Raw genomic sequence first — 18,694 nt, 5'->3', positions numbered from 1 at the left:
TCTGACAGCAACCGATCCATCGTCGCTGCACTGACCATTAGCAGTTTATCGCGAAGCTCGGTGTTCAGCTCGAGCCGGCCATGACGCTCAAGGGCTGGCAGTAAAATCGGAATCAGCGGCTTCAGGCGTTTCGAGCAAAGACGATCGGACGCTTCCCATAGAGCCACCAGCGCTTCCCTGACGTCGGGACCATACTGGACCACGTGCTGCCGAGCGGAAGGCGGCTCGGACCCACGATGGCGGAGCACTCTGATCGCGTGTTTGCGGTGATATCCGGTAACCGCGACGAACTCATCTAGGATCCTTTGCTTGTCCGCCCGACAGCTCGATCGATATCGCTCGATGATCGCCTCAACCAGTTCCGTCCGTGTTGCCATGCTGATCCGCCGTGCCATCCATCCCCCGAGCCGGGACAGCGAACCATGACCATCCCATCGGGAGCATCAACACTATCGGTAACATTTTGCTTGAGGCAATGCGGGGTCAAATCTTCCCTTCGCTTGACAGCGGCCGCTCGACGAGCTCATCTCAAAACTAAAATGCAACTGTAATGGTAGGACGGGTCTACGTGCGTAAGACGGACTAAACTGCCCGACAGCTCGTCGTCAGCTTGCCTGATTATCGTTCGCAGCAGGGCCAAAGCAGCAGACTCACTACGAGAGACTTACGCCGAAGGGATCGCGAATCACCATGTATAATCGAATCGATGGTTCATCCACACACGTTACACAAGCTGACGAATCGAGTCAGCCGGTGGACGGTGACAGATTTACAAAAACAGTTGCGGATCTTGCGCTGCGGCGCAACCTGCTGCATTGGGAGTTGCCCGACAAAATGGGAGCCTGCTTCAGCATGCCGCATACCTCGGATGCAAGTTTTGACAACTCAGACTCGTCCAGCGCCAGTACCCCCTCTCCCGGAAGGCCGAGTACCTCCCTGTTTGAATACAGGACGGCGGAATTGCTTGGGGCGAATGTGGACGGCATCTGCGTTGGGCTGACTACGGAGTGGCTCCTCAATCTCCACAACACAGAATCCCGAATGACTGCGCTCATGCCCGGATCGGACGGGCACGGCACAGCGGCTGAGTGGCAGAAGCAGTATGAGCAACTCAGGAGTTCATTGCGCAGGGAGGGGAGAGAACCTTCCAAGGCCAACAGTGAGGCAAGATACACCGTGTTTTGCGAAGCGGGTTTGGAACCGTCCAGGAAAGAGAAGGTATACACATTCGACGAGCCTGAGAGCTTCTCGCGCATGCTGAGCAAAATCACCGTCGACGGATCGAAATATTTGCTCAGCTTGCGTTTCGCCGGAGCTGAAGGGCACACGGTTGCGACGTCGTCGTCGAAAGGAAGCACCATGCTCTTCGATCCTAACCATGGAGAATTTACTGTTGAATCAGACCGCGTGCGGGGCTTGTTCCAAAGTCTCGCCAATCGTTACAGGAAACCCAACGGGCTGCATTTGTTGACAGTCACCACACAAAAGATGTGATCCCTGCGGACCGTTGGCGATTGACCCTTCTCTGAAGGCGCGTCCGCGCCCCGGTGCTTCATCAGCAGAAGGCAAAACAGAGTGTCGTTCTCAGGCGACGGGTTTGGGCGGATCGATGCATCGACGGTGTTGGGATCTGTGCTAGGTCGGGGCGCAGCTTCACGGCTCAGTGACGATGCATGCGCAGGACCGACCGCGTCGGGCAATGCGGCTCAAGCGATGTATCTCCTCTACGGCATTGCATTCGAGGCGCACCAGCAAAACAGCACGAGCGGCCGCAGTGCCTCGAATGCCGCTTCCGTCTCCTACTTCAGGATACGCCACCGGCTGGCGTCCGGAAGCGAATACTGCTCTGTCAGGCAAAGGGCAATCTCGTGCAGGTGACGGCAAAGTACGCACCGATGACAAAGGAACGAACCAGGTTGATATCGTCATCGAAGGTTTTGGGGCCGCCTCGCTCCACGACCACACGGGAGGATTATGCCCTCCTGGAGCAGAGGGACAATCCGGTTCTGGCCGCGCGGAGAACTTTGCGGGATCCCCTGGTAGCCATTATCATCTGCGCTTGGGCCCCGAGACCGTCGCGCTACGCGCATTCCAGCGCATGGTTTATGATCAGAACGGAAACGACACGCCAAGTTCCTGTTCCTGCCCCTGAATGATGCCAGTGCTACGGATCCTAATCGCGGCGGCACTCATTGGGTGGCTGCTGCTCCTTGATCGCCGCGAGCGGGCCAGGCCAGTCGCCTATCACTACGACCCCAGGGCCCACCAACAGCGCCATGGCAGCAGACCTCGCAGGCTGGGCGCTCGCCTGCAGCAGCCCGCCTAGCCCAGCAGCAGAACGGTTATGATTGCGGCGTGTTCGTGGTGGACGGCACGCGGGCGCTGGTTAGCATATTGGCGCAAGGAGAGCTACCCGGGCACGAGCCGCTGCACCTCGACAACCTCGTCGCCAATCGGCCGGCGCTCCAGGCTGGCTCGGCTCAGGGCGGCAACCACAGCCGTGGAGGAGAGCCATTCAAATGCCTGAAAGACGGATTTCACCACCGATTCTGTGGTCATCACCCAGCAGTAGCGGCCCCTTGAGCGGCTATAAAAAGCGGCGCGCGGCCGTTGCATTGTAGAGCCCTTAAGCGAGTCGAGCCAAGACATCCGCATCGTCGGCATCGGTATTGTTGTGTGTCTCATTCGGCGACGGCTGGCTCGATGTGCGCAGGAAGGGCTGTTGCCTGCCCTACCGGGTGTTCGACGAGGACCAGCGGGTAACCTATGCGCGGACGTTGCAGCAGCTCGCTGTCGTGATGCTTGGAGCATCTGGTCGACGAACCTGTTCATTTGGCAGGCCGGCGCAGCTCTTGATCCTGGCGCTGCGAATGGAAAGTTGCGACTGGACATCCAAAGCCGGAGCCTGGGTGTCGAGGATTGCGTCGACCGGCGGCCCGTCCCGCACTGGCGCATGGGCTGCGGTCCGGCTTCACGCCCGAAATCCGCAGGCTGATCTCGGAAGCCCGCTGCCCGATCGGCAGTCGCTGCATAAATCAGTGACCCGGATGGCGAGTTCCTGCAACAACGCGGACGCAAGTCGGGGCTTGTTGCGCGGTCGCCGCTAGTTTCTCAAAGTCCGGCCCTCAATGGAAACACCGGGGCCCTCAAGCCGATGTGTTCGAATGCATTCGTTCGCACATTTCATGGTTTGGATAGGCCCCATAAAAAAAATGGATTTTCCGAATCTTGCCGGATGATGCATAGCGAAGCTCCCGACGCGTGCCTCGCCGACGCTACCTTCGTTAGGGCATGACATACGACAATAGAGAAAGGCTGTCAGATGAAGAACGTCACATACCTCTTGGACCCGGAGTCTTTTGCACTGTTGAGATTGCCGACGGTGTCGGCCTCGCGCCGATCTTTGGTTTGCTCGGTTGCCGCCTAGTGCAAATTTGACGACTCGCATGCGCTATTCTTAGATGAAGAAGGACTGCGCGATGGGACATGGACGGAAGGCATGATGAATATCTCAAGCACGGAAACCATTTGAACTCGTAAAGGACAGTCGAGGTTGCCCTAGCACCGGCGCAGGATCGGGGCTCCCCCAATCCGCCGTGTCGCCGGCAAAACAGCGAATAGGCCCGTGGAACAGGAAGGTAAGGGCACTTGTCTGCCGCGCCTCCCAGACAATCGGAACCGAAAACACGGTCCACCGCTATTGCACGCCTCTTACTGCGCCATTTTGCAAATTTAACCCGAATTTTCGGAGGTATATCTTATGAACCGTAGGACCGTGCTGATGCTCGCATGCACCGCAGCAGTCGCCACATGGCTCGTAGCCTCGCCGGACGTGCGGGCGGACCCCGTTGCGGATATGTGTTACCTTTTTTGCCCATTGGAGCAGGATGACACCGTTGGCGCGTTTTGTTCATCTTTTTGCTCCTCATCTCCGTCCCTTCCGCTTCCAACGCACCCTCAGAGCGGAAGCGAGGTAGAGAGACAAATTCCGACTCGAACCACAGACGCTGCGAGCCGAACGTCAGAGAAGCCGTGACAGGAGTAGTGCAATTCAGGCCTTGGCGGATCGTCTGGGTCTCGAAGAAACGCTCTCCAGTTGCAGAGCCGCTGTCAAGGATCGGTAACGAGCTAGTTTAGTTTTCATCCATAAACAAGGAGCGGTTGTTCCGGCGAGCGATGAATCTCGGTTTGCGCAGCAAGGCCCGGCGATTTCAGGTATCCTGGATCATGCCACTGATTCCAAGTCCTGCCCCCGCCGGAGCCGACAATGCGCAAAGAACGCATCGTCCAACTTAGCATATCCGCGACATGCGCGAGCAGACGGGCGCGATAGAGACCCATCGTGCACGAGACGTCCTGATCGATCTCCGGATATCGTCGGAGCGCGCTCGAGCCCTTTCGGCGGAAGAGGTCAGGGATGCCCTGGTGGACGCGGCCGATGTCATCAGGACACTGAAAATCCTCTTGGGACGGATTCCGTAACCGTGCCAATCCGAAGGCAAGGCCCTCGCCGCCCCTCGACGCTCAGCGACAAACAGAAGCAGGACGTGCGCGACGATTTCGCGACGGGGATGAGTGTCTTAGCGATCGCACGGAAATTCGCGACCAGCCGACAGCACATCATGCGCGTACGAGCTGAAAGTTGATCTGGCAGGAGATTTCGACGTGACGCTGACTAAGCTTGAAAGGCAAGATGCGGTAGCATCGAGCGAAGGCAGCGATCTGATCAGGCTTTATGAAGCTGTTGCGGATCTTTTACAGTTCGCCAGAACAAGGTCGACAAACTTAGTCGCTATGGGATAGGCCGCCTCCTCGACCGACTCGATCGATACCATCCGCGACGCCAGCGAGCAGACTGGCATTGCAGGGACTCCTAGTGCACGGGACGTTCTAGTCGATCTCCGGATATCGTCGGAGCGCGCTCGCGACCTCTCCGCGGAAGAGGTCAGGGAGGCCCTCGTCGACGTGGCGGACGTTATCAGGACACTGAAGATCGCGTTGGACCGGACCGACTGAGCCGGCCGCAGCGCCTGCGCGCATTGACGGCGCCTGTCGATTGGAACAAAATAAGAACATTGACGGAGGTTCTCATGACTCATGCAGAAGAAGTAATTGAGCGCGCTCATTCGGTCGTTGCGGCTTTACGGGCAAAAAGAGAGCGCGAGGCAGAGCGGCGCAAGGAGGTGTTTGGGCGCATCGACGTCTCCAAACCGTCGCCCAAGCCAAATGGTAGCATTCAGCTGAGCCTGAAATTGCAATGAGCTCACCACTAAGAAAGGCAGACCGCGCCGAGCTGGATGGGAGGTCGAGCAGCGCTCGCCTGGCACGATGAAGATCCGCGGGCAACGATCGTCACGCTGTTGCTCGACTGCAAGCATCTGCGCGAACAGCTTGCGCTTGCCGAGCAGTTCATCAGTCGAGGAATCTCGCGCGGATGGTCCCCGCAGTTTCAGCGGCCCGAGGACTGAGGCAGCCAAGTGCAGACATTTAGCTCGTGCCCTGGCCAGCTAGGGACGCTCGCATGGCACCACTCCGACGGGCTGGAACCGGGACGGATTGACCGGCCCGGCGCAGGAGCGCCTACGCCACGACACATAGAGGAGCGCAAGGCCGTCCGCGAGTGCATCGCGGGCCTTGGCGACAAAGGCGAGATCATCGTCGACTTCGCTGCCGTCGGACACGCCGAAGAAGAAGCCTTCGGTCGGCGGCAGGGTACGCTGCGGATCGCCGTTTCCAGGCGCTCGAGATCGTCGGCGGTCAGCTGAAGATTGCCTCAGGCTCCGGCCTTCTCGGCGCAGTTGGAAAGCGCCTTCCGGCCCTCCGCCTGCTTTGCTCCGCCACAGGCAGTGTGGAAAACGAGAGTCGGGCGGATCAGCAAGGCCACAAAAACGACGGTGCCGGGGCCAGCATGCTCCTCCTGGCACCGCCGCACCGACCTGCCCTGCTCTGAACCTCGTATAGGGATGCGCGGCGGTAACGGCACGAGCCGAGCAATCGCGGCCGCAGTGTCTGCGTCAGTGATCAGCGGCACGATGATTGAGGAATACCCGACGGATCCGAGCCTCCTGCGTCCCTGCCTTGTATGCGCGGGGACACCCTACGCGCACATCATAATTCCGATGAAATAGCTGGATCGAAAAAGTGGCTGCGCATCCCCGAATACGAAAAAGCCTGCCGCGGGAGGAGGTGCGGCAGGCTTTCCCAAAAGAACCGAACAGCGACTGGGAGGAGGAATGCCGCTGTTCCCACAGACGTCCCTGGGAGGAGGAGTGGGCCGTCTGAAATACGAAGCTCTGCGGGAGGAGACGCATTGCTTCGATAACTGATCATACACCGCCGCCGATCACTTCCTACGCATTTTGCTGCAATGCAGCAATGCATCGCGCGCAGAGCTGAAAGGCTGCGGATCACCGGTATCGCCTTGCAGTGTTGCTGTTAGCGAGCAACCGACGCGCGGGCGATACTTGCGGATGTCCGCGGGTCGAACGTAGGTCTGTTCACAACCGCCAATGCCTACGATTTCGATCACCTTCGCGCAGATCCTCCATGGCGATCGCACCTTGGATTGCTACATGCGAGAAGCCGAAGCGGACTGAACCGCCGGTCAGTGTTCCCGTTGATACATTATGCGATCTTCGTGGCCCAAAGGGTGAACATCACCGCAACAAGGCTTGCGGGGCTCGTGCAAGCACAATTCTGTCCGGCGCTTCGCCTAGTCTGTAACCGACAGCACTGCGCCCTCATTTCTGTCAGTCAACTCGGCGCGCGGCGATCCCGAAAGCCCGCGTTCGTTCACCTGACCGAAGCACGGGTCTAGACGGCTTGCTTCTCGCTCCGACCTCGGTCGTTTAGCGCCCGCATTATCGGCGACGCGCCGATTGTGTTGTGTAACTCCTCTTGAAGTAGCGCCAAACTCCTGATTAATTTCCTCTAGGTAGGCGGAGGCAGCCAGAGTGACCCTGATCGAACCACCACCAACTCGTCAGCGCCTTGAAGATGACGGCTATCTTGTCGTACCGCGCTTTCTTTCCGACGAACGGGTGCGCCTGCTCAATGCGATTGCGACCGCGGCGCGCACGTCATGCGCTGCGGATCATCTCGGCCGTGACCGCTACGCCGGTCGCGTTGCGGAAATGGCCGAGCTACCCCAACTGGCCGACGTTCTATGCTGGCCGGAGCATTTCGAACTATTGAGGCGGCTGGGATTTACCGATCCTAAATGGTTCATGGCCTTCCTGCTTCAAAAACCTCCTGGCGGAGAGGCTTTATACTGGCATCAGGACTGGTGGGGCTGGCGCCATCATCTGAGCTACAACCGGGCGCCACCGCTAATGTTTATGATGTTCTATCTCGTAGATACGACGTCAGAGAATGGATGCCTTCGCGTCCTACCTGGCACCCACGTGAAACCGCATCCATTGCACGAAGTGACCGCGTTGGCGGACTATATCTCAGACTCGTCGTTCGATGTGCCCGAGCTCTTTGGGCGGGTTGAGGGTGAGATCGACGTTCCGGTCTCCGCAGGCGATCTTGTCATCCGTGACGCACGCCTGCTTCATGCGACACACGCCAATCGCTCAGCACAATGGCGTCCGATGCTCAGCATTTCGGTCGCTGGAGCATATGCGACCTTGCCATCAGTTATTCGGCGGACGATGGAAATTAAACGCCCAAAAATCGAGAAGACTTGGCCCCCTAGCCTGTGGGATCAGGTCAAAAACGATCTGTCCATCTGCCCTAGCGTCGGAACGGCGCTTAAGATCGACCGTGTTCCGAACTTCAGGAGTCCGACTCATCAATGATGACAGCCACTTGATCGGTGTCGACGTTGTCACCGACAGCGATCTCAAATTTTGCGACTACACCCCGAACCGTCGAGCGCACTATCAGGAGCGTTTTCGCCCTTTCGAGCGTGAAGAGATGGGTGTCCTTCTCTACGGCATCACCCTCGCTGACATGGACTTCAACGACCGTTCCGCCGACCGGCGCCGCGATCTCAACCATCAAACCCTCCGAAAATCGTCGGCGCCCGCAAGGGTCGACTTCCACAGGCCATTCGGCTCGGATGGGTCATCGAGGTTCTGGACGAGCAGCCAAAGTGTCTTGATCACATCAATTCCAGCTAAATTGACAAGCTGTCCGGACCAAGCGGTCAGAGAAGCAGTCGTCGTCCAGTTGACCACGAATGATATGAGATCACCGTCAACGAACCCGACAAGGTCGCCCTTTACGCTGCCCCCGCTGCCGCTGACCGGACTCTCGTACGTACCCGTCAGTGCCTGACCAGCCATCGCGATCGTCATTGTCGAGCCAAGCTCGTTAACCCAATCGCCCGAGAAGTCGATGGTCGCGCCTGCTGTGGCGGCAGCCTTACTGAGCATCTTCGTAGTCAGCATAAGTCCTCCCGAATCCAATCAAACGCCAACTTGATTTCCTAGCGCAGAATTTTCGTCAACGAACCGAGCACCACAACTTGCGGGTTTACAGCTCATTCTAAAATACCTTAACGCGACGCGATCCACAAGAGACGGCAGACCTGACATTCGGCCATTATCTTAGCCAATCGGCTTATTTACATCGCTACGACCGCAATTGTTGGTGCCGGCACGTCGCTCATTGGCGGTCTTAACTCGTATCAAGCCTCTGATGGTCCATCTACTTCTGCGCGATACTTGCTTAACGCATAGCGAGGTATGGCAGACATCCCCGATTTCTCTGACCGTGAGGATCTATGTCTACGCCTATAGCTAGCCCTAGAACGATCCATATGATCGAGGCGGTACCCGATTCGCCTTGAGGGTTCCCCTCGACATTTGCGGCGTCACACCCGCCCAGAAACTGAAAATGGCCGCGTGAATTCTACAGTCAAACCCCGTTGCAACGGGGAGGATTACCGAAGCATCGCGTGGTCGCGGACACGCGAGTTGGCTCGGTACACCATTCGCTCGCCTCTCGAGAAGGCCACTTGGTTAACCGGAGCTGAGAAAACACTGCCGCTGGAAGGCCAAAGCGCCCACCTGACACACCAATGCATCGGCTATATCGGCCAAGGAAACACGGGCTTGATTGCGGGAGCGATCATGCGTGCTCCTGGATCGGCATGTTTCACATCGGATTTGATCCGCATGGTTGGTTTCCTTTCTGGCGCATGTCTGCGGACGGTGAATATTAGCGTCCACTTGCAATGTGGCGTTGCGGTGCTACCATGATCTTGTTGTCTGTCATGGGGGCTCGCATGCGTATCATGGGTGGAGTAATCGCCGCGCTGATGCTGGTCAGCAGCGCCGAGGCGCAATCGATTAGTGCAGGTAGTACTTGGGTGAACGACGGTGGGTCGGAACTGACGATCGTTTCCATATCGAATGAAGGTGAATTGACCGGTACCTATGTCAACAAAGTCACAGGCTTCGATTGTCAGAATGAAACTATGGCCGTGAAAGGTTGGCTCGACGGTAATCTGTTAAGCTTCACGGTGCGGTGGAAAAACGCGAACAAGGACTGCGCATCGATCACCAGTTGGACGGGCTATTTCGCAGCCGGAAAGATCTTCACCGATTGGGATTTGGTGTACACGGCCGCAAACACTGGGCTTCCGACGCATCTTAAGGAAAGCAACGTCTTCCGACCGAAGTGAAATCGACGCCTACTCAGGCGAGAACACTTGAAATACTTTGCGGACTTCCGCGGCTTTGTCGGGGTCGCCGTGAACGTTGTCGCACTAGCGGTGATCTTCAGCGCAACGCTGGTCGATGCCGCGAGCAATCTCGCGTCGGCGACATAGTCAATACCGACAGGACGTATCTTGACAGAAGCCGCGTTCTAAATCATCGCCTTGAGAGGAGTTGAACCAACGACCCTGTTGTTATGAAATCCCTCCGTCTCAACTTCCCCAGTAACGGACATCAGCTCGCGTGGATGGAACGGCCGATTTGGGCCGACTGCCGACCGTCCGCTGCTAGGAGGTGCAACACGAAAACCGGACACATAACCCACGGAATTACCGCAGGACGGTGGTCGGCGAGCGAGTTTTCAGCAGCCTATTGATGTGCGACTTCGGAAGCCGCCGACATCAGTTCCTCGGGATTCGGCGCCCTGAACGTATAGCCAACCTCCAAAACTTCAGTGAAGCGCCAGCGTACGATCCCCGCCCGGTCCAGTAGGAACTGACCGACAAGCTGCGCCTGGCCGGAAGCCATCATCTGCTGATCGGCTTCCGTAATCTCATATCCTTCCTTCTTGTTGAGAAACTCGTTCATTGCCATTACGTCCATAGGCTCGGGCAACTCGCCCGGGAGATGGATCCGTATCGCCATGACCGTGTCCATCCCGACCTCACGCAAGCCGAAAGCGCGGTGCGAGGCCCGCTCCGGGTCGGACGCCGCGAGAAGATCTGGCATCGGGTGGTAACGGAAATAGAGTCGCGCGCGTTCGATCGGCGTGTTGACCACGGTCAGGCATTCGACCCCTTTCTCACGCAGGGCAGGATTAAGTTGCGCCATCGCCGCCACATGACGTCGGCAGAAAGGACAATGCAGGCCTCGAAACAAACCGATCAGTAAGGGACTGCGGCCCCGAAAATCATCGAGCGCGATTTTGCCTTCGCGCGAGATCGCATCGAGGACAACATTTGGCGCCCGGTCGCCCGGCTGCAGCGGGCGGTCGACATTGCTTGTGGCCATGGACAACCTCCTCGCAAGAAAAGGCAACACGACAAGCGCTTCGGGTTTGAGCCCGTGCTGGGCGCAAACTTCCCGCGCCAGAGTAAGTTGGCGTTTGGCTTCTGCCACATTGCCGAGGTCGAGATTAAGCGCTGCAAGCCCATCTTAACACGGAAAAAGCATCTGCGGTTCGCCCGTCTCCCGAGCCGTCATGAGCGCTCGCTATAATAACGGACAGCGAGTTCCGGCTTCCGTGCATTGGTGGATTTGCGCCAGCGCCTGGACGATCAACGGCACCGCCAGATGCTGACGTTGGTCGAGCGAACAGTGGATCTCGATTGCCTTCTCGGCGGCCGGTACACCTCCCAGTGTTCAACGTCTTGAAACTCGGGCGGCCTGGATGTGACCGGATGCCAAATGTGGCGAATGACCTCACACGAGAGCACTCCCGAACGCTATTGCGCTGAAGGTCCGGTTCCCGACCTCGTCAAGTCTGAGACGACCAAGGTCATCAACGGGTCGATTTTTTCGTTCTCTATCCGTCGTGGATGGGTGGAGGGCGGAAGTTCACTGTGATGGCGATCAACGTCTGCAGTGTAGACTGAGCGGTCTTCCACTGAGCGGAGCGATTTATACAGGAGCACCCAGTGCTCTGTATCGGTTTCCCAGGTTTCCTTTACACAGGCCAATGCTGCAGCAACTTCGTAGCCATGCCGCTCATACAGTCGTCTTGCACCTGCGTTGTTGTTGGCGACGATGACTCTCATCCGACGAAGCGCCTCTTCCCCGCTACTTGTTCCGCAAGGTTGAGCAGCCGCGAGCCAAGTCCTTGCCTCGGTATTCGGGATAGCAGGCCGGCACGTTGACATACCAGCTTTCCAGTGCCTTGTTTTCCAGCTTTTGAAGCAGCCGAAACAGGGCGGGGAAGTCGTCGCCAATTAGCTTGGGTTCGGAACCAATTGGATAGCCAGTCAGACTTGCTACAGCACCGTCCCCAAAGTCCACAACCACGATCCGGCCTTCGCGTACCTTTTCGATTTTACGAGCGCGACCAACTTCCCAAGGGTCCTGGCCGTCTTTTGCAGTCCCTCCCAAATTTACAGGGGCAAACCCTCGCCAGCGAAGTTGACGAGATCAGCCAGCTCCTTTGCATCTGTTTCGCTCGCGACTCGTAGCGGTGGCGCAAGCTGGATCATTTGGATCCTCCGGAAGCGCTCGGGCGGAGATTTATCATAAGAGGGGTCGGTTCCCGCTGAGGGTGAAATGACACCCAAAGCATCTGGTTTGCGGGCAACGATATTCGCCGGTCAGCAAGAATTCAGGCTACTGGTCGCGTTCCTTGAGACGGTCGCGAGACGTTGAGGGAAATCCCTCATTCACAGCGCGCCTGTCGACGCCTATGGTCATCGGCATGTCAACACCAACGATGGAGAAAACAATGGCGACCGAGCAATCCGAAGACAAGCGCCCGACCCCGGATCGTGCCGAGGACAATGCGTTCTTTCCCTCTCCCTATTCGCTCAGTCAGTTCACCTCGCCGAAGTCCGACCTCAGCGGCGCGGACTATCCCAATCCTTACACGGGAAGGCGCTGGAAGATTCTGATGATTGGTGCCGACGAGCGCTATCTGCTGACCGACAACGGCACGATGTTCTCGACGGGGAACCATCCCGTGGAAACGCTACTGCCGATGTACCATCTCGACAAAGCCGGCTTTTCGTTCGACGTCGCGACGGTGTCCGGCAACCCCGTCAAGTTCGAACTCTGGGCGATGCCGTCCGAGGATGCAGAGGTGAAGGGCCTGTTCGCGAAGTATCGCGACCAGTTCAAGAAGCCGCTGAAGCTCGCTGATGTGATCAAGAAGAACCTCGGTGACGACTCCGACTACATCGCCGTCTTCATCCCTGGCGGCCATGGCGCCCTGATCGGCTTGCCCGAGAGCGAAGAGGTGAAGGCGGTCCTCGAATGGGCCGCAGCCAAGGACAAGTTCATGATCTCGCTGTGCCACGGGCCGGCAGCCTTCCTCGCCGCAGGCATCGGAAAAACGAAGGACAGCTACATCTACAACGGCTACAAGATCTGCGCCTTTCCAGACAGTATCGACGCAAAGACGCCCGATATGGGCTACATGCCCGGTCATCTGACCTGGGCCTTCGGCGAGAAGCTGAAGGCGCTCGGCTTTGAGATCGTCAACACCGATATCTCCGGCATGACCCACCAAGATCGGAAGATGCTGACCGGCGACAGTCCGCTCGCGGGCAATGCGCTGGGCAAGCTTGCGGCCAAGGCTCTCCTTCAGGAAGTCGCTTCCGCTTGAATGACAGAAGCGGGACGGGTGTCATGGGTTTCCCAACATCCGTCCTGCATCCTGCCTCGCAGAGATTTGCCGCTCCGATTGATGGACGGAAGGTATGGATCCGATCGTCGACACTGTCATCGCCATTGAGACCAGCGACGACCTCCCGTCGATCCAGCAAGCCGTGCGAGCCGTCTCGCAACCGCTCGGCTATGACCGCTTCGTCTTGTTCTCCGCCTCCCCGGCGCGAGATGAACTGGTCGAGAAAATCTATTGGGTGGAGGGCGACTGGTTCGGTGACGGCGAGACCGTCGATGCCCAAACCTATGTCCGCCGCTGCCCGGTGACGCGTCATGTGCTCGAGACGGACGAACCGTTCTTCTGGACCAAGACCGTCTCGGCGCGCGGCGAGAAGTATCGCGTGGTCAAGGGCCCCAGAGGCGCCGGGATCCATGGTTTGCAGGTTCCCATCTTTGGCCGCGCTGGTCTCGAAGGCGCGATGAGTTTCGGCGGGACGCACATCGATGGAGCGGTGCGAACCCGTCTCATGCTGACGATCGTCGGCGCGGCAGCGTTCCGTTCGGCCCGCCGCCTGATCGAAGCACGCGAGCAGAAGGGAACGGTGAACCTCTCTGCACGTGAGAAGGAAGTGTTGCGCTGGATCGCCGCCGGCCGTCGTCAAGCCGACATAGCGGCGACGCTCGGCCTGTCCGAGCGGACTGTGGAGAACCATCTGCGCCGCATACGGCTTCGCCTGGCGGTGGCGACGACGGCACAGGCCGTCAAAGTCGCCATCCAGGCCGGCGAGATCGAGGGCTGACGCAAGGCGCGGCGTTTTGTTGTGCAGGAGTGACGAAATGGGCAAGACCATCCTTATAACGGGCGCCGCAACCGGCTTCGGCCGCGGTGTCGCGCGTGGCCTCGCGGCGCGCGGCCACAAGGTGATCGCGGGCTGCCAGATCTGGCCGCAGGTCTGGGAATTGCGCAATGCGGCGAAGGTGGAAGACGTCGAAATGCAGGTCATCAAGCTCGACGTGCTGAACGAGATCGACCGCACCAGCGCACTCGGGCTGGAGATCGATGTCTTGTTCAACAATGCGGGCATTATGGAATCGGGGCCGATGGTGGAAATCCCGATGTCCGTGTTCCGCTCAGTCTTCGAGACCAACGTCTTCGCGGCGCTAGAACTCGCGCAGGGTTTCGCTCGCGCCATGGTGAAGCGTGGCTCCGGTCGGATCGTTTGGACGTCGTCCGTGGCAGGTTTGGTCAAGGTTCCGTTCGATGGCGCCTACGCCGCCTCCAAACACGCGGTCGAGGGCATCTGCTCTGCCATGCACGAGGAGCTGAAGCCCTATGGCGTTGAAGTCACAACGGTGAATCCTGGTGCCTTCCGCACCGGGTTCAACGACACCGGCATGGAGAGCATGGACCAGTGGTGGAACCAGGGCGAGCGTGTCGTCGATCACTGGCCTGTGCGCGAACTCACCCACCAGCATGATCCCGCCGAGATGATAGAAGCCATCATCGAGGTGATCGAAGCTGACAAGCCGCTTTACCGCACGGTCCGACCCGTCAGCGCCGAGGAGATGGTCCGCAAGGAGCAGGCTGAAATCTGGAACCGGCAAGTTTAGCGGGCTTCGCGACATTGTGACCAGATAAAACGATGCATTGCAAGGCATCGAATATGCACTTCAGGAAGCCGCTCACGATGTAGGCAATGCCTGACCCATTGTCGTTTCGACAAGCGGTGACAAATCCCAAGCGGTGGGAAGCCGCAACCGTCCCGGCGATCCGATCTACTCCCAACCGATAGAACAAGTCTCAGTATGTGCACTTCGAAATTTCCATCCGTTCGGCCAAGACGCTTACGCAAGGATGGCATGCTGCGATTCCATATTTGCAGAAACACATGTAACCGCCGACGATCTCGTTTATCCGCTCTTCGTGGAGGAGGATATTGCGGAGAAGCTGCCCATCGCTTCAATGCCGGGCATCTTTCGTGTACCGGAACGGCAGCTTGCTGAAGAGGTGGCCGCTCTTTATCGCGAAGGCGTCAAAGCCATTATTCTCTTCGGTGTTTCGCATCACAAAACTGAGGAGGGGTGCGATTCCTGGGATGAAAACGGATTGCTTGCGCGGATGATCAGAACCGCAAAGCAGGCAGCGCCGAATATGGTGGTGATCTGCGACAACTGCGTATGCGAATATACGACGCACGGCCATTGCGGCGTGGTGGTAAACGGCCACGTCGATAACGATCTGACGCTTGAAAACCTGGCCAAACAGGTCATCGCCGCCGCGCGGGCGGGCGCCGATATTGTAGCGCCGTCGTCGATGATGGACGGGCAGGTAGGATACTTGCGTCAGTCGCTGGACGCGGCGGGTTTCTCCGGTATGCCGATCATGGCCTATTCGACCAAGTTCGCCTCCAGCTTCTACGGTCCTTTCCGGATCGCCGCGCAAAGCAGCGTCCGGGGCGATCGCAGAGGTTATCAGATCGATCCGCCGAATGGTCGGGAAGGCATTCGCGAATCCCCTCTCGACGAAGCCGAAGGCGCAGACATACTGATGGTCAAGCCGGGCATGCCCTATCTCGACATCCTGGCGCGCCTGCGTGAAAAAACGAACCTACCGATCGCCGCCTACCAGGCAAGCGGCGAGTACGCGATGATCAAGTTCGCCGCTGCGGCCGGGGCCATCGACGAAAAGGATGCGGTCCGCGAAACACTCGCTGCATTCAAGCGTGCCGGTGCGGATCTGGTCATCAGCTATTTTGCCCGCGAGTTCGTTCGAGGAGCGTTTGATGAGTAGTGGTCATCTGCGTACTCGCGCTTCAATGCATGGAAGAAGATTGGGCCGGTTGGCACGTGCGAACCAGTCGGTTCCTGCAAGCAGCCGCAAGTCAATCCTGGAACCGTGTGGTGATAAAACTCAGTTCCAACAATAGAAAGTCCGAGAGAAACAATGGTTCTACCCAAGTTCATGAATGAGATAGAGATCGCCGCTCCTGGCGGTCCAGAAGTGCTCAAGCTGCGGAAATCGTCTGTGCCACAGCCGAAGGCCGGAGAGATACTGGTCAAGGTCGAGGCTGCGGGTGTCAACCGACCGGACGTCATTCAACGTCAGGGGCACTACCCGATGCCGCCTGGCGTCAATCCGATCCCCGGTCTTGAGGTTGCCGGAACCGTGGTCGCTGTCGGCGACGATGTCACCGATTACCGGATAGGCGACGAAGTGTGCGGCCTGACCAACGGGGGTGGCTACGCCGAGTACTGCCTGGTGCCGGCGACGCAAGCCTTGCCAGTCCCGGTCGGGATGACGGCTGTCGAGGCTGCCGCTATACCCGAAACCTTTTTTACAGTGTGGGCTAACCTGTTTCAAATGGCGGGAGCCAAACGCAGTGACGCGGTCCTGATTCACGGTGGGACGAGCGGCATTGGCACCACCGCACTTATATTGTGCAAGGAACTCGGTATCGAGGCCTTTGCAACCGCCGGATCCGAACAGAAATGCGAGGCTATTGCGGCCCTCGGCGGCAAGCCGATCAACTATCGCAGCAGCGATTTTGCGGCCGAAGTGCTCGCACAGACAGGCGGGCGCGGTGTCGACATCATTCTCGATATCATGGGGGGCTCCTACGTTAAGGGGAACCTGACAGCCCTGGCGCGCGACGGACGGCTGGTGGTGATCGGCTTCCTTGGAGGAACCGTCGCGGACGGCGTTGATCTCCAGGCCATGGCCTTGAAGCGCGCAACGATCACCGGCTCCACCATGCGTGCGCGCACCGCGCCGGAAAAGGCGCAGATTGCCGCCGAGCTTCGCGCGCAGGTCTGGCCGCTTTTGGAAGCGGGCAAGTGCCGACCGATCATCCACCATGTTTTCCCGCTGGCCGACGCGTCGTTGGCTCATGCCATGATGGAAAGCGGGGATCATGTCGGGAAAATCGTTCTCCGGGTTGATGACGAATGACCAGCCTATTGCTGTTTCTCTCAGGAAAGGGAGGTTTGAATGTCCTTGATTGACACTGCTGAGCAGTTCTTCACGCACTATAGCAACCGGGACGTCGATGCGATGGTTTCGCTATTCACCGACGATGGCACCATCAACTATTACCCCGCCGACTTGCGGGGACGCGCGTCGGAGGCAGGGCGAGGTATATGGAGCGCCCTGATCGATGTATTTCCCGATCTGACCAACGAGGTGACGGCTACCTATGGCAGCGCCGATGGAAAATCCGTGACGGTTGAAGTGACGATAAGCAGGACCCAGTCGAAGGACGCCTTCGGTATCAAGAACAAGGGGCTACACTACGTCCTTCCGCATGTGTTCATCGTGCATGGTGATGAGCAGAACCGGATCAAGCAAATGGTGGCATATTGGGACAATGCTGGCTGGTATTCGCAACTGGGACGAAGCCATCTTTAAACAGGATGTTTCCTTGGAGCAGGCGACGCCTTGCTCACCGACGCCGTCTCCCGCTTTCGGCCGCTGTCGCATTCATGCGATGTCAGTGCACCTGTCAGCCCGCGCAGCATGGATCGTTTCGAGGCGGCGCTGAACACAATCAAGCTGGTGGTCCTGCCGGGAGCCACATTCTTGGACGCGACACTTCTGGGAGTTGGACCGGGGCCGCCTACACGGCTGCCGCGCGCGGGAGTGATCGATCCGTAGTCAAAAGACCGAGATGGGCTCAATCGAGCCATTCCCGGTCCTTGTCCCTACGGCCGCAAGGGGTCGAAACGCGTCGATCGCAGCTTCAGAGGGTAAGGTCTGGAAGTGGTGCAAACCTGCAGCTCGGCGGCATGTGTGCATGTCCGCTTCTGGGATGCCACCGTGCTCTGCTCAGTGTCCGACTTGGGCGCATAGATGACGTAACGCCGCTGGCAGGGCAGTTTCACCTTCCGCCAGGCGCGGTGACGGTCTCCATGACCAACGTCGAGACATAACCGGAAATCATTTCCGTTACTGGGCCGGTTGCGGACTGTTTGCTACAACCAAGAGACAGTGCCAAAGCCGAGGCGATGGTGTGCGCCAGTGAAGCGGTTGTAGGTACGAGAGAGCGATGTCAGTAGACGAAATGAACAGGTTGATCCGACGAGGACTGGTCGCCATCGTCGCTATGGATGTGATCGACGGCAAGTTGGACGAGGAATTCGAGATGTCTCGAGCAATTGAAATCACCGAGCGGGTCAAGTGGAGCAAGGGTCGCGTTGCGCCTCCGGCTGATCTGACGGCGCAGTGGGATCTGGATCCCGCACATTTCTATCTAGCCTACGATGGCAACGACCCTGATTTGCATCCGGGAGACCAGTTCGCATTGATCGAAGCCGACGTGGCCGATGTCCATGGAAAGCTGACGTACCACTCTAGCCGTAACAAGGATCCATGGCACAGACAGTATAGGCGTGGGAGTGAGCGAACCGCTTTTCGCTGGTTTAAGGGGCTGCCTGTGACTCCTCCGCTGATCAACCGCGTTGGCGATCAGATCGGTATCCAGGGCGGCAATCACAGGTACCACCTCGCGCACTACTACAAGACCGACAGGATGCCCTTCTTGGTGCTGAACGAAGATCTGGCTGCTGTGCTTGACCTTCTTCCGACCGCCGTCGTTAGGACTGAACCAGCCGCCTGACTGCCGCCAACTCCGTGCGACATTCCCTCACCGACTGCCGCGAGCTTGACCAGGTCTGAGCGACATCAAGGTGGATGATGAAATGGTGAGCAAAAATTATGTATTCGC

17 protein-coding genes and 3 pseudogenes are annotated in these 18,694 nt (G+C 58.3%); 13 read left to right on the top strand and 7 right to left on the bottom strand.

Going from position 1 to position 18,694, the window contains the following annotated elements:
• A pseudogene (locus CO676_RS22945) lies at window positions 1–377 on the bottom strand (transposase); the annotation flags it as partial.
• Between the two features lie 313 nt (window positions 378–690).
• Here CO676_RS22945 and CO676_RS22940 point away from each other — a divergent pair.
• The 4 genes and pseudogenes from CO676_RS22940 to CO676_RS35405 all read left to right on the top strand — a co-directional run bounded on the left by CO676_RS22940 (window position 691) and on the right by CO676_RS35405 (window position 5,468).
• Complete coding sequence (locus tag CO676_RS22940; RefSeq protein WP_097522754.1) at window positions 691–1,494, top strand: YopT-type cysteine protease domain-containing protein; 804 nt, start codon at window positions 691–693, stop codon at window positions 1,492–1,494.
• Window positions 1,495–4,299: 2,805 nt separating this feature from the next.
• Window positions 4,300–4,482 (top strand): annotated as a pseudogene (locus CO676_RS35415) (hypothetical protein); the annotation flags it as partial.
• A gap of 608 nt (window positions 4,483–5,090) precedes the next feature.
• The gene (locus tag CO676_RS35410; RefSeq protein WP_167549699.1) at window positions 5,091–5,261 is read left to right on the top strand and encodes a hypothetical protein; all 171 of its coding nucleotides are present in this window, start codon (window positions 5,091–5,093) and stop codon (window positions 5,259–5,261) included.
• A 36-nt stretch (window positions 5,262–5,297) separates the two neighbouring features.
• Complete coding sequence (locus tag CO676_RS35405; RefSeq protein ID WP_046120235.1) at window positions 5,298–5,468, top strand: hypothetical protein; 171 nt, start codon at window positions 5,298–5,300, stop codon at window positions 5,466–5,468.
• Window positions 5,469–5,507: 39 nt separating this feature from the next.
• Here the strand turns inward: CO676_RS35405 and CO676_RS35400 are convergent, their stop codons facing one another.
• Window positions 5,508–5,681, bottom strand: coding sequence for a hypothetical protein (locus CO676_RS35400; RefSeq protein WP_179875600.1), 174 nt, complete (start codon window positions 5,679–5,681; stop codon window positions 5,508–5,510).
• 1,272 nt (window positions 5,682–6,953) lie between these two features.
• On the opposite strand from CO676_RS35400, the gene CO676_RS22910 reads away from it, so the two are divergent.
• Entirely contained in the window at window positions 6,954–7,802 is an 849-nt protein-coding gene (locus CO676_RS22910; RefSeq protein WP_097522753.1) for a phytanoyl-CoA dioxygenase family protein, read from the top strand.
• On the opposite strand, the gene CO676_RS22905 is transcribed toward CO676_RS22910, so the two are convergent.
• On the bottom strand, window positions 7,780–8,004 hold the full coding sequence (locus tag CO676_RS22905; protein WP_097522752.1) for an acetyl-CoA carboxylase biotin carboxyl carrier protein subunit: 225 nt from the start codon (window positions 8,002–8,004) through the stop codon (window positions 7,780–7,782). The genes CO676_RS22910 and CO676_RS22905 overlap by 23 nt on opposite strands.
• Window positions 8,004–8,396: an avidin/streptavidin family protein gene (locus CO676_RS22900; protein ID WP_210202633.1), complete on the bottom strand. Its 393-nt coding sequence runs from the start codon at window positions 8,394–8,396 to the stop codon at window positions 8,004–8,006. The genes CO676_RS22905 and CO676_RS22900 overlap by 1 nt, the downstream gene beginning before the upstream one ends.
• Window positions 8,397–9,235: 839 nt before the next feature.
• Between CO676_RS22900 and CO676_RS22895 the strand changes: the two genes are divergently transcribed.
• Entirely contained in the window at window positions 9,236–9,634 is a 399-nt protein-coding gene (locus CO676_RS22895; protein ID WP_179875599.1) for an avidin/streptavidin family protein, read from the top strand.
• 403 nt (window positions 9,635–10,037) lie between these two features.
• Here the strand turns inward: CO676_RS22895 and CO676_RS22890 are convergent, their stop codons facing one another.
• From CO676_RS22890 to CO676_RS35395, 3 genes and pseudogenes are all read right to left on the bottom strand, one after another.
• The gene (locus tag CO676_RS22890; RefSeq protein ID WP_097522750.1) at window positions 10,038–10,679 is read right to left on the bottom strand and encodes a peroxiredoxin-like family protein; all 642 of its coding nucleotides are present in this window, start codon (window positions 10,677–10,679) and stop codon (window positions 10,038–10,040) included.
• A 15-nt stretch (window positions 10,680–10,694) separates the two neighbouring features.
• A pseudogene (locus CO676_RS36205) lies at window positions 10,695–11,021 on the bottom strand (adenylate/guanylate cyclase domain-containing protein); the annotation flags it as partial.
• A gap of 426 nt (window positions 11,022–11,447) precedes the next feature.
• Window positions 11,448–11,669 carry a hypothetical protein gene (locus CO676_RS35395; RefSeq protein WP_179875598.1) on the bottom strand — a complete coding sequence of 74 codons (222 nt, stop codon included), beginning with the start codon at window positions 11,667–11,669 and terminating at the stop codon, window positions 11,448–11,450.
• A gap of 427 nt (window positions 11,670–12,096) precedes the next feature.
• Here CO676_RS35395 and hchA point away from each other — a divergent pair, with 427 nt between their 5' ends.
• From hchA to CO676_RS22840, 7 genes are all read left to right on the top strand, one after another.
• Complete coding sequence (gene hchA / locus CO676_RS22875; protein WP_037435016.1) at window positions 12,097–12,975, top strand: glyoxalase III HchA; 879 nt, start codon at window positions 12,097–12,099, stop codon at window positions 12,973–12,975.
• Window positions 12,976–13,069: 94 nt separating this feature from the next.
• Window positions 13,070–13,774 (top strand): PA1136 family autoinducer-binding transcriptional regulator, encoded by a 705-nt coding sequence (locus CO676_RS22870; RefSeq protein WP_097522749.1) that lies wholly within the window; start codon window positions 13,070–13,072, stop codon window positions 13,772–13,774.
• Window positions 13,775–13,811: 37 nt separating this feature from the next.
• Window positions 13,812–14,585, top strand: coding sequence for an SDR family oxidoreductase (locus CO676_RS22865; RefSeq protein WP_097522748.1), 774 nt, complete (start codon window positions 13,812–13,814; stop codon window positions 14,583–14,585).
• A gap of 244 nt (window positions 14,586–14,829) precedes the next feature.
• Window positions 14,830–15,765 carry a porphobilinogen synthase gene (hemB, locus tag CO676_RS22860; protein WP_097522747.1) on the top strand — a complete coding sequence of 312 codons (936 nt, stop codon included), beginning with the start codon at window positions 14,830–14,832 and terminating at the stop codon, window positions 15,763–15,765.
• Window positions 15,766–15,918: 153 nt separating this feature from the next.
• Complete coding sequence (locus CO676_RS22855) at window positions 15,919–16,923, top strand: NAD(P)H-quinone oxidoreductase (RefSeq protein WP_097522746.1); 1,005 nt, start codon at window positions 15,919–15,921, stop codon at window positions 16,921–16,923.
• A gap of 39 nt (window positions 16,924–16,962) precedes the next feature.
• Window positions 16,963–17,379 carry a nuclear transport factor 2 family protein gene (locus CO676_RS22850; RefSeq protein WP_097522745.1) on the top strand — a complete coding sequence of 139 codons (417 nt, stop codon included), beginning with the start codon at window positions 16,963–16,965 and terminating at the stop codon, window positions 17,377–17,379.
• Between the two features lie 637 nt (window positions 17,380–18,016).
• The gene (locus CO676_RS22840; protein ID WP_097522743.1) at window positions 18,017–18,586 is read left to right on the top strand and encodes a hypothetical protein; all 570 of its coding nucleotides are present in this window, start codon (window positions 18,017–18,019) and stop codon (window positions 18,584–18,586) included.
• Window positions 18,587–18,694: the final 108 nt, after the last annotated feature.

The sequence above is a fragment of the Sinorhizobium sp. BJ1 genome, assembly GCF_002531555.1.
GTDB classification, from domain to species: domain Bacteria; phylum Pseudomonadota; class Alphaproteobacteria; order Rhizobiales; family Rhizobiaceae; genus Sinorhizobium; species Sinorhizobium fredii_B.
The sequence above is the reverse complement of the archived record's forward strand: the minus strand, read 5'-3'. Positions and strand labels throughout refer to the sequence as shown.

What these genes read in the sequence shown, in the direction of transcription:
- CO676_RS22940 (WP_097522754.1), top strand. Translation starts at nt 691, where the DNA reads ATGTATAATCGAATCGATGGTTCATCCACACACGTTACACAAGCTGAC.
- CO676_RS35410 (WP_167549699.1), top strand. Translation starts at nt 5,091, where the DNA reads ATGACTCATGCAGAAGAAGTAATTGAGCGCGCTCATTCGGTCGTTGCG.
- hchA (WP_037435016.1), top strand. Translation starts at nt 12,097, where the DNA reads ATGGCGACCGAGCAATCCGAAGACAAGCGCCCGACCCCGGATCGTGCC.
- hemB (WP_097522747.1), top strand. Translation starts at nt 14,830, where the DNA reads ATGGCATGCTGCGATTCCATATTTGCAGAAACACATGTAACCGCCGAC.
- CO676_RS22850 (WP_097522745.1), top strand. Translation starts at nt 16,963, where the DNA reads ATGTCCTTGATTGACACTGCTGAGCAGTTCTTCACGCACTATAGCAAC.
- CO676_RS22895 (WP_179875599.1), top strand. Translation starts at nt 9,236, where the DNA reads ATGCGTATCATGGGTGGAGTAATCGCCGCGCTGATGCTGGTCAGCAGC.
- CO676_RS22890 (WP_097522750.1), bottom strand. Translation starts at nt 10,679, where the DNA reads ATGGCCACAAGCAATGTCGACCGCCCGCTGCAGCCGGGCGACCGGGCG.
- CO676_RS22855 (WP_097522746.1), top strand. Translation starts at nt 15,919, where the DNA reads ATGGTTCTACCCAAGTTCATGAATGAGATAGAGATCGCCGCTCCTGGC.
- CO676_RS22870 (WP_097522749.1), top strand. Translation starts at nt 13,070, where the DNA reads ATGGATCCGATCGTCGACACTGTCATCGCCATTGAGACCAGCGACGAC.
- CO676_RS22840 (WP_097522743.1), top strand. Translation starts at nt 18,017, where the DNA reads ATGTCAGTAGACGAAATGAACAGGTTGATCCGACGAGGACTGGTCGCC.
- CO676_RS22865 (WP_097522748.1), top strand. Translation starts at nt 13,812, where the DNA reads ATGGGCAAGACCATCCTTATAACGGGCGCCGCAACCGGCTTCGGCCGC.
- CO676_RS35405 (WP_046120235.1), top strand. Translation starts at nt 5,298, where the DNA reads ATGGGAGGTCGAGCAGCGCTCGCCTGGCACGATGAAGATCCGCGGGCA.
- CO676_RS22900 (WP_210202633.1), bottom strand. Translation starts at nt 8,396, where the DNA reads ATGCTGACTACGAAGATGCTCAGTAAGGCTGCCGCCACAGCAGGCGCG.
- CO676_RS22905 (WP_097522752.1), bottom strand. Translation starts at nt 8,004, where the DNA reads ATGGTTGAGATCGCGGCGCCGGTCGGCGGAACGGTCGTTGAAGTCCAT.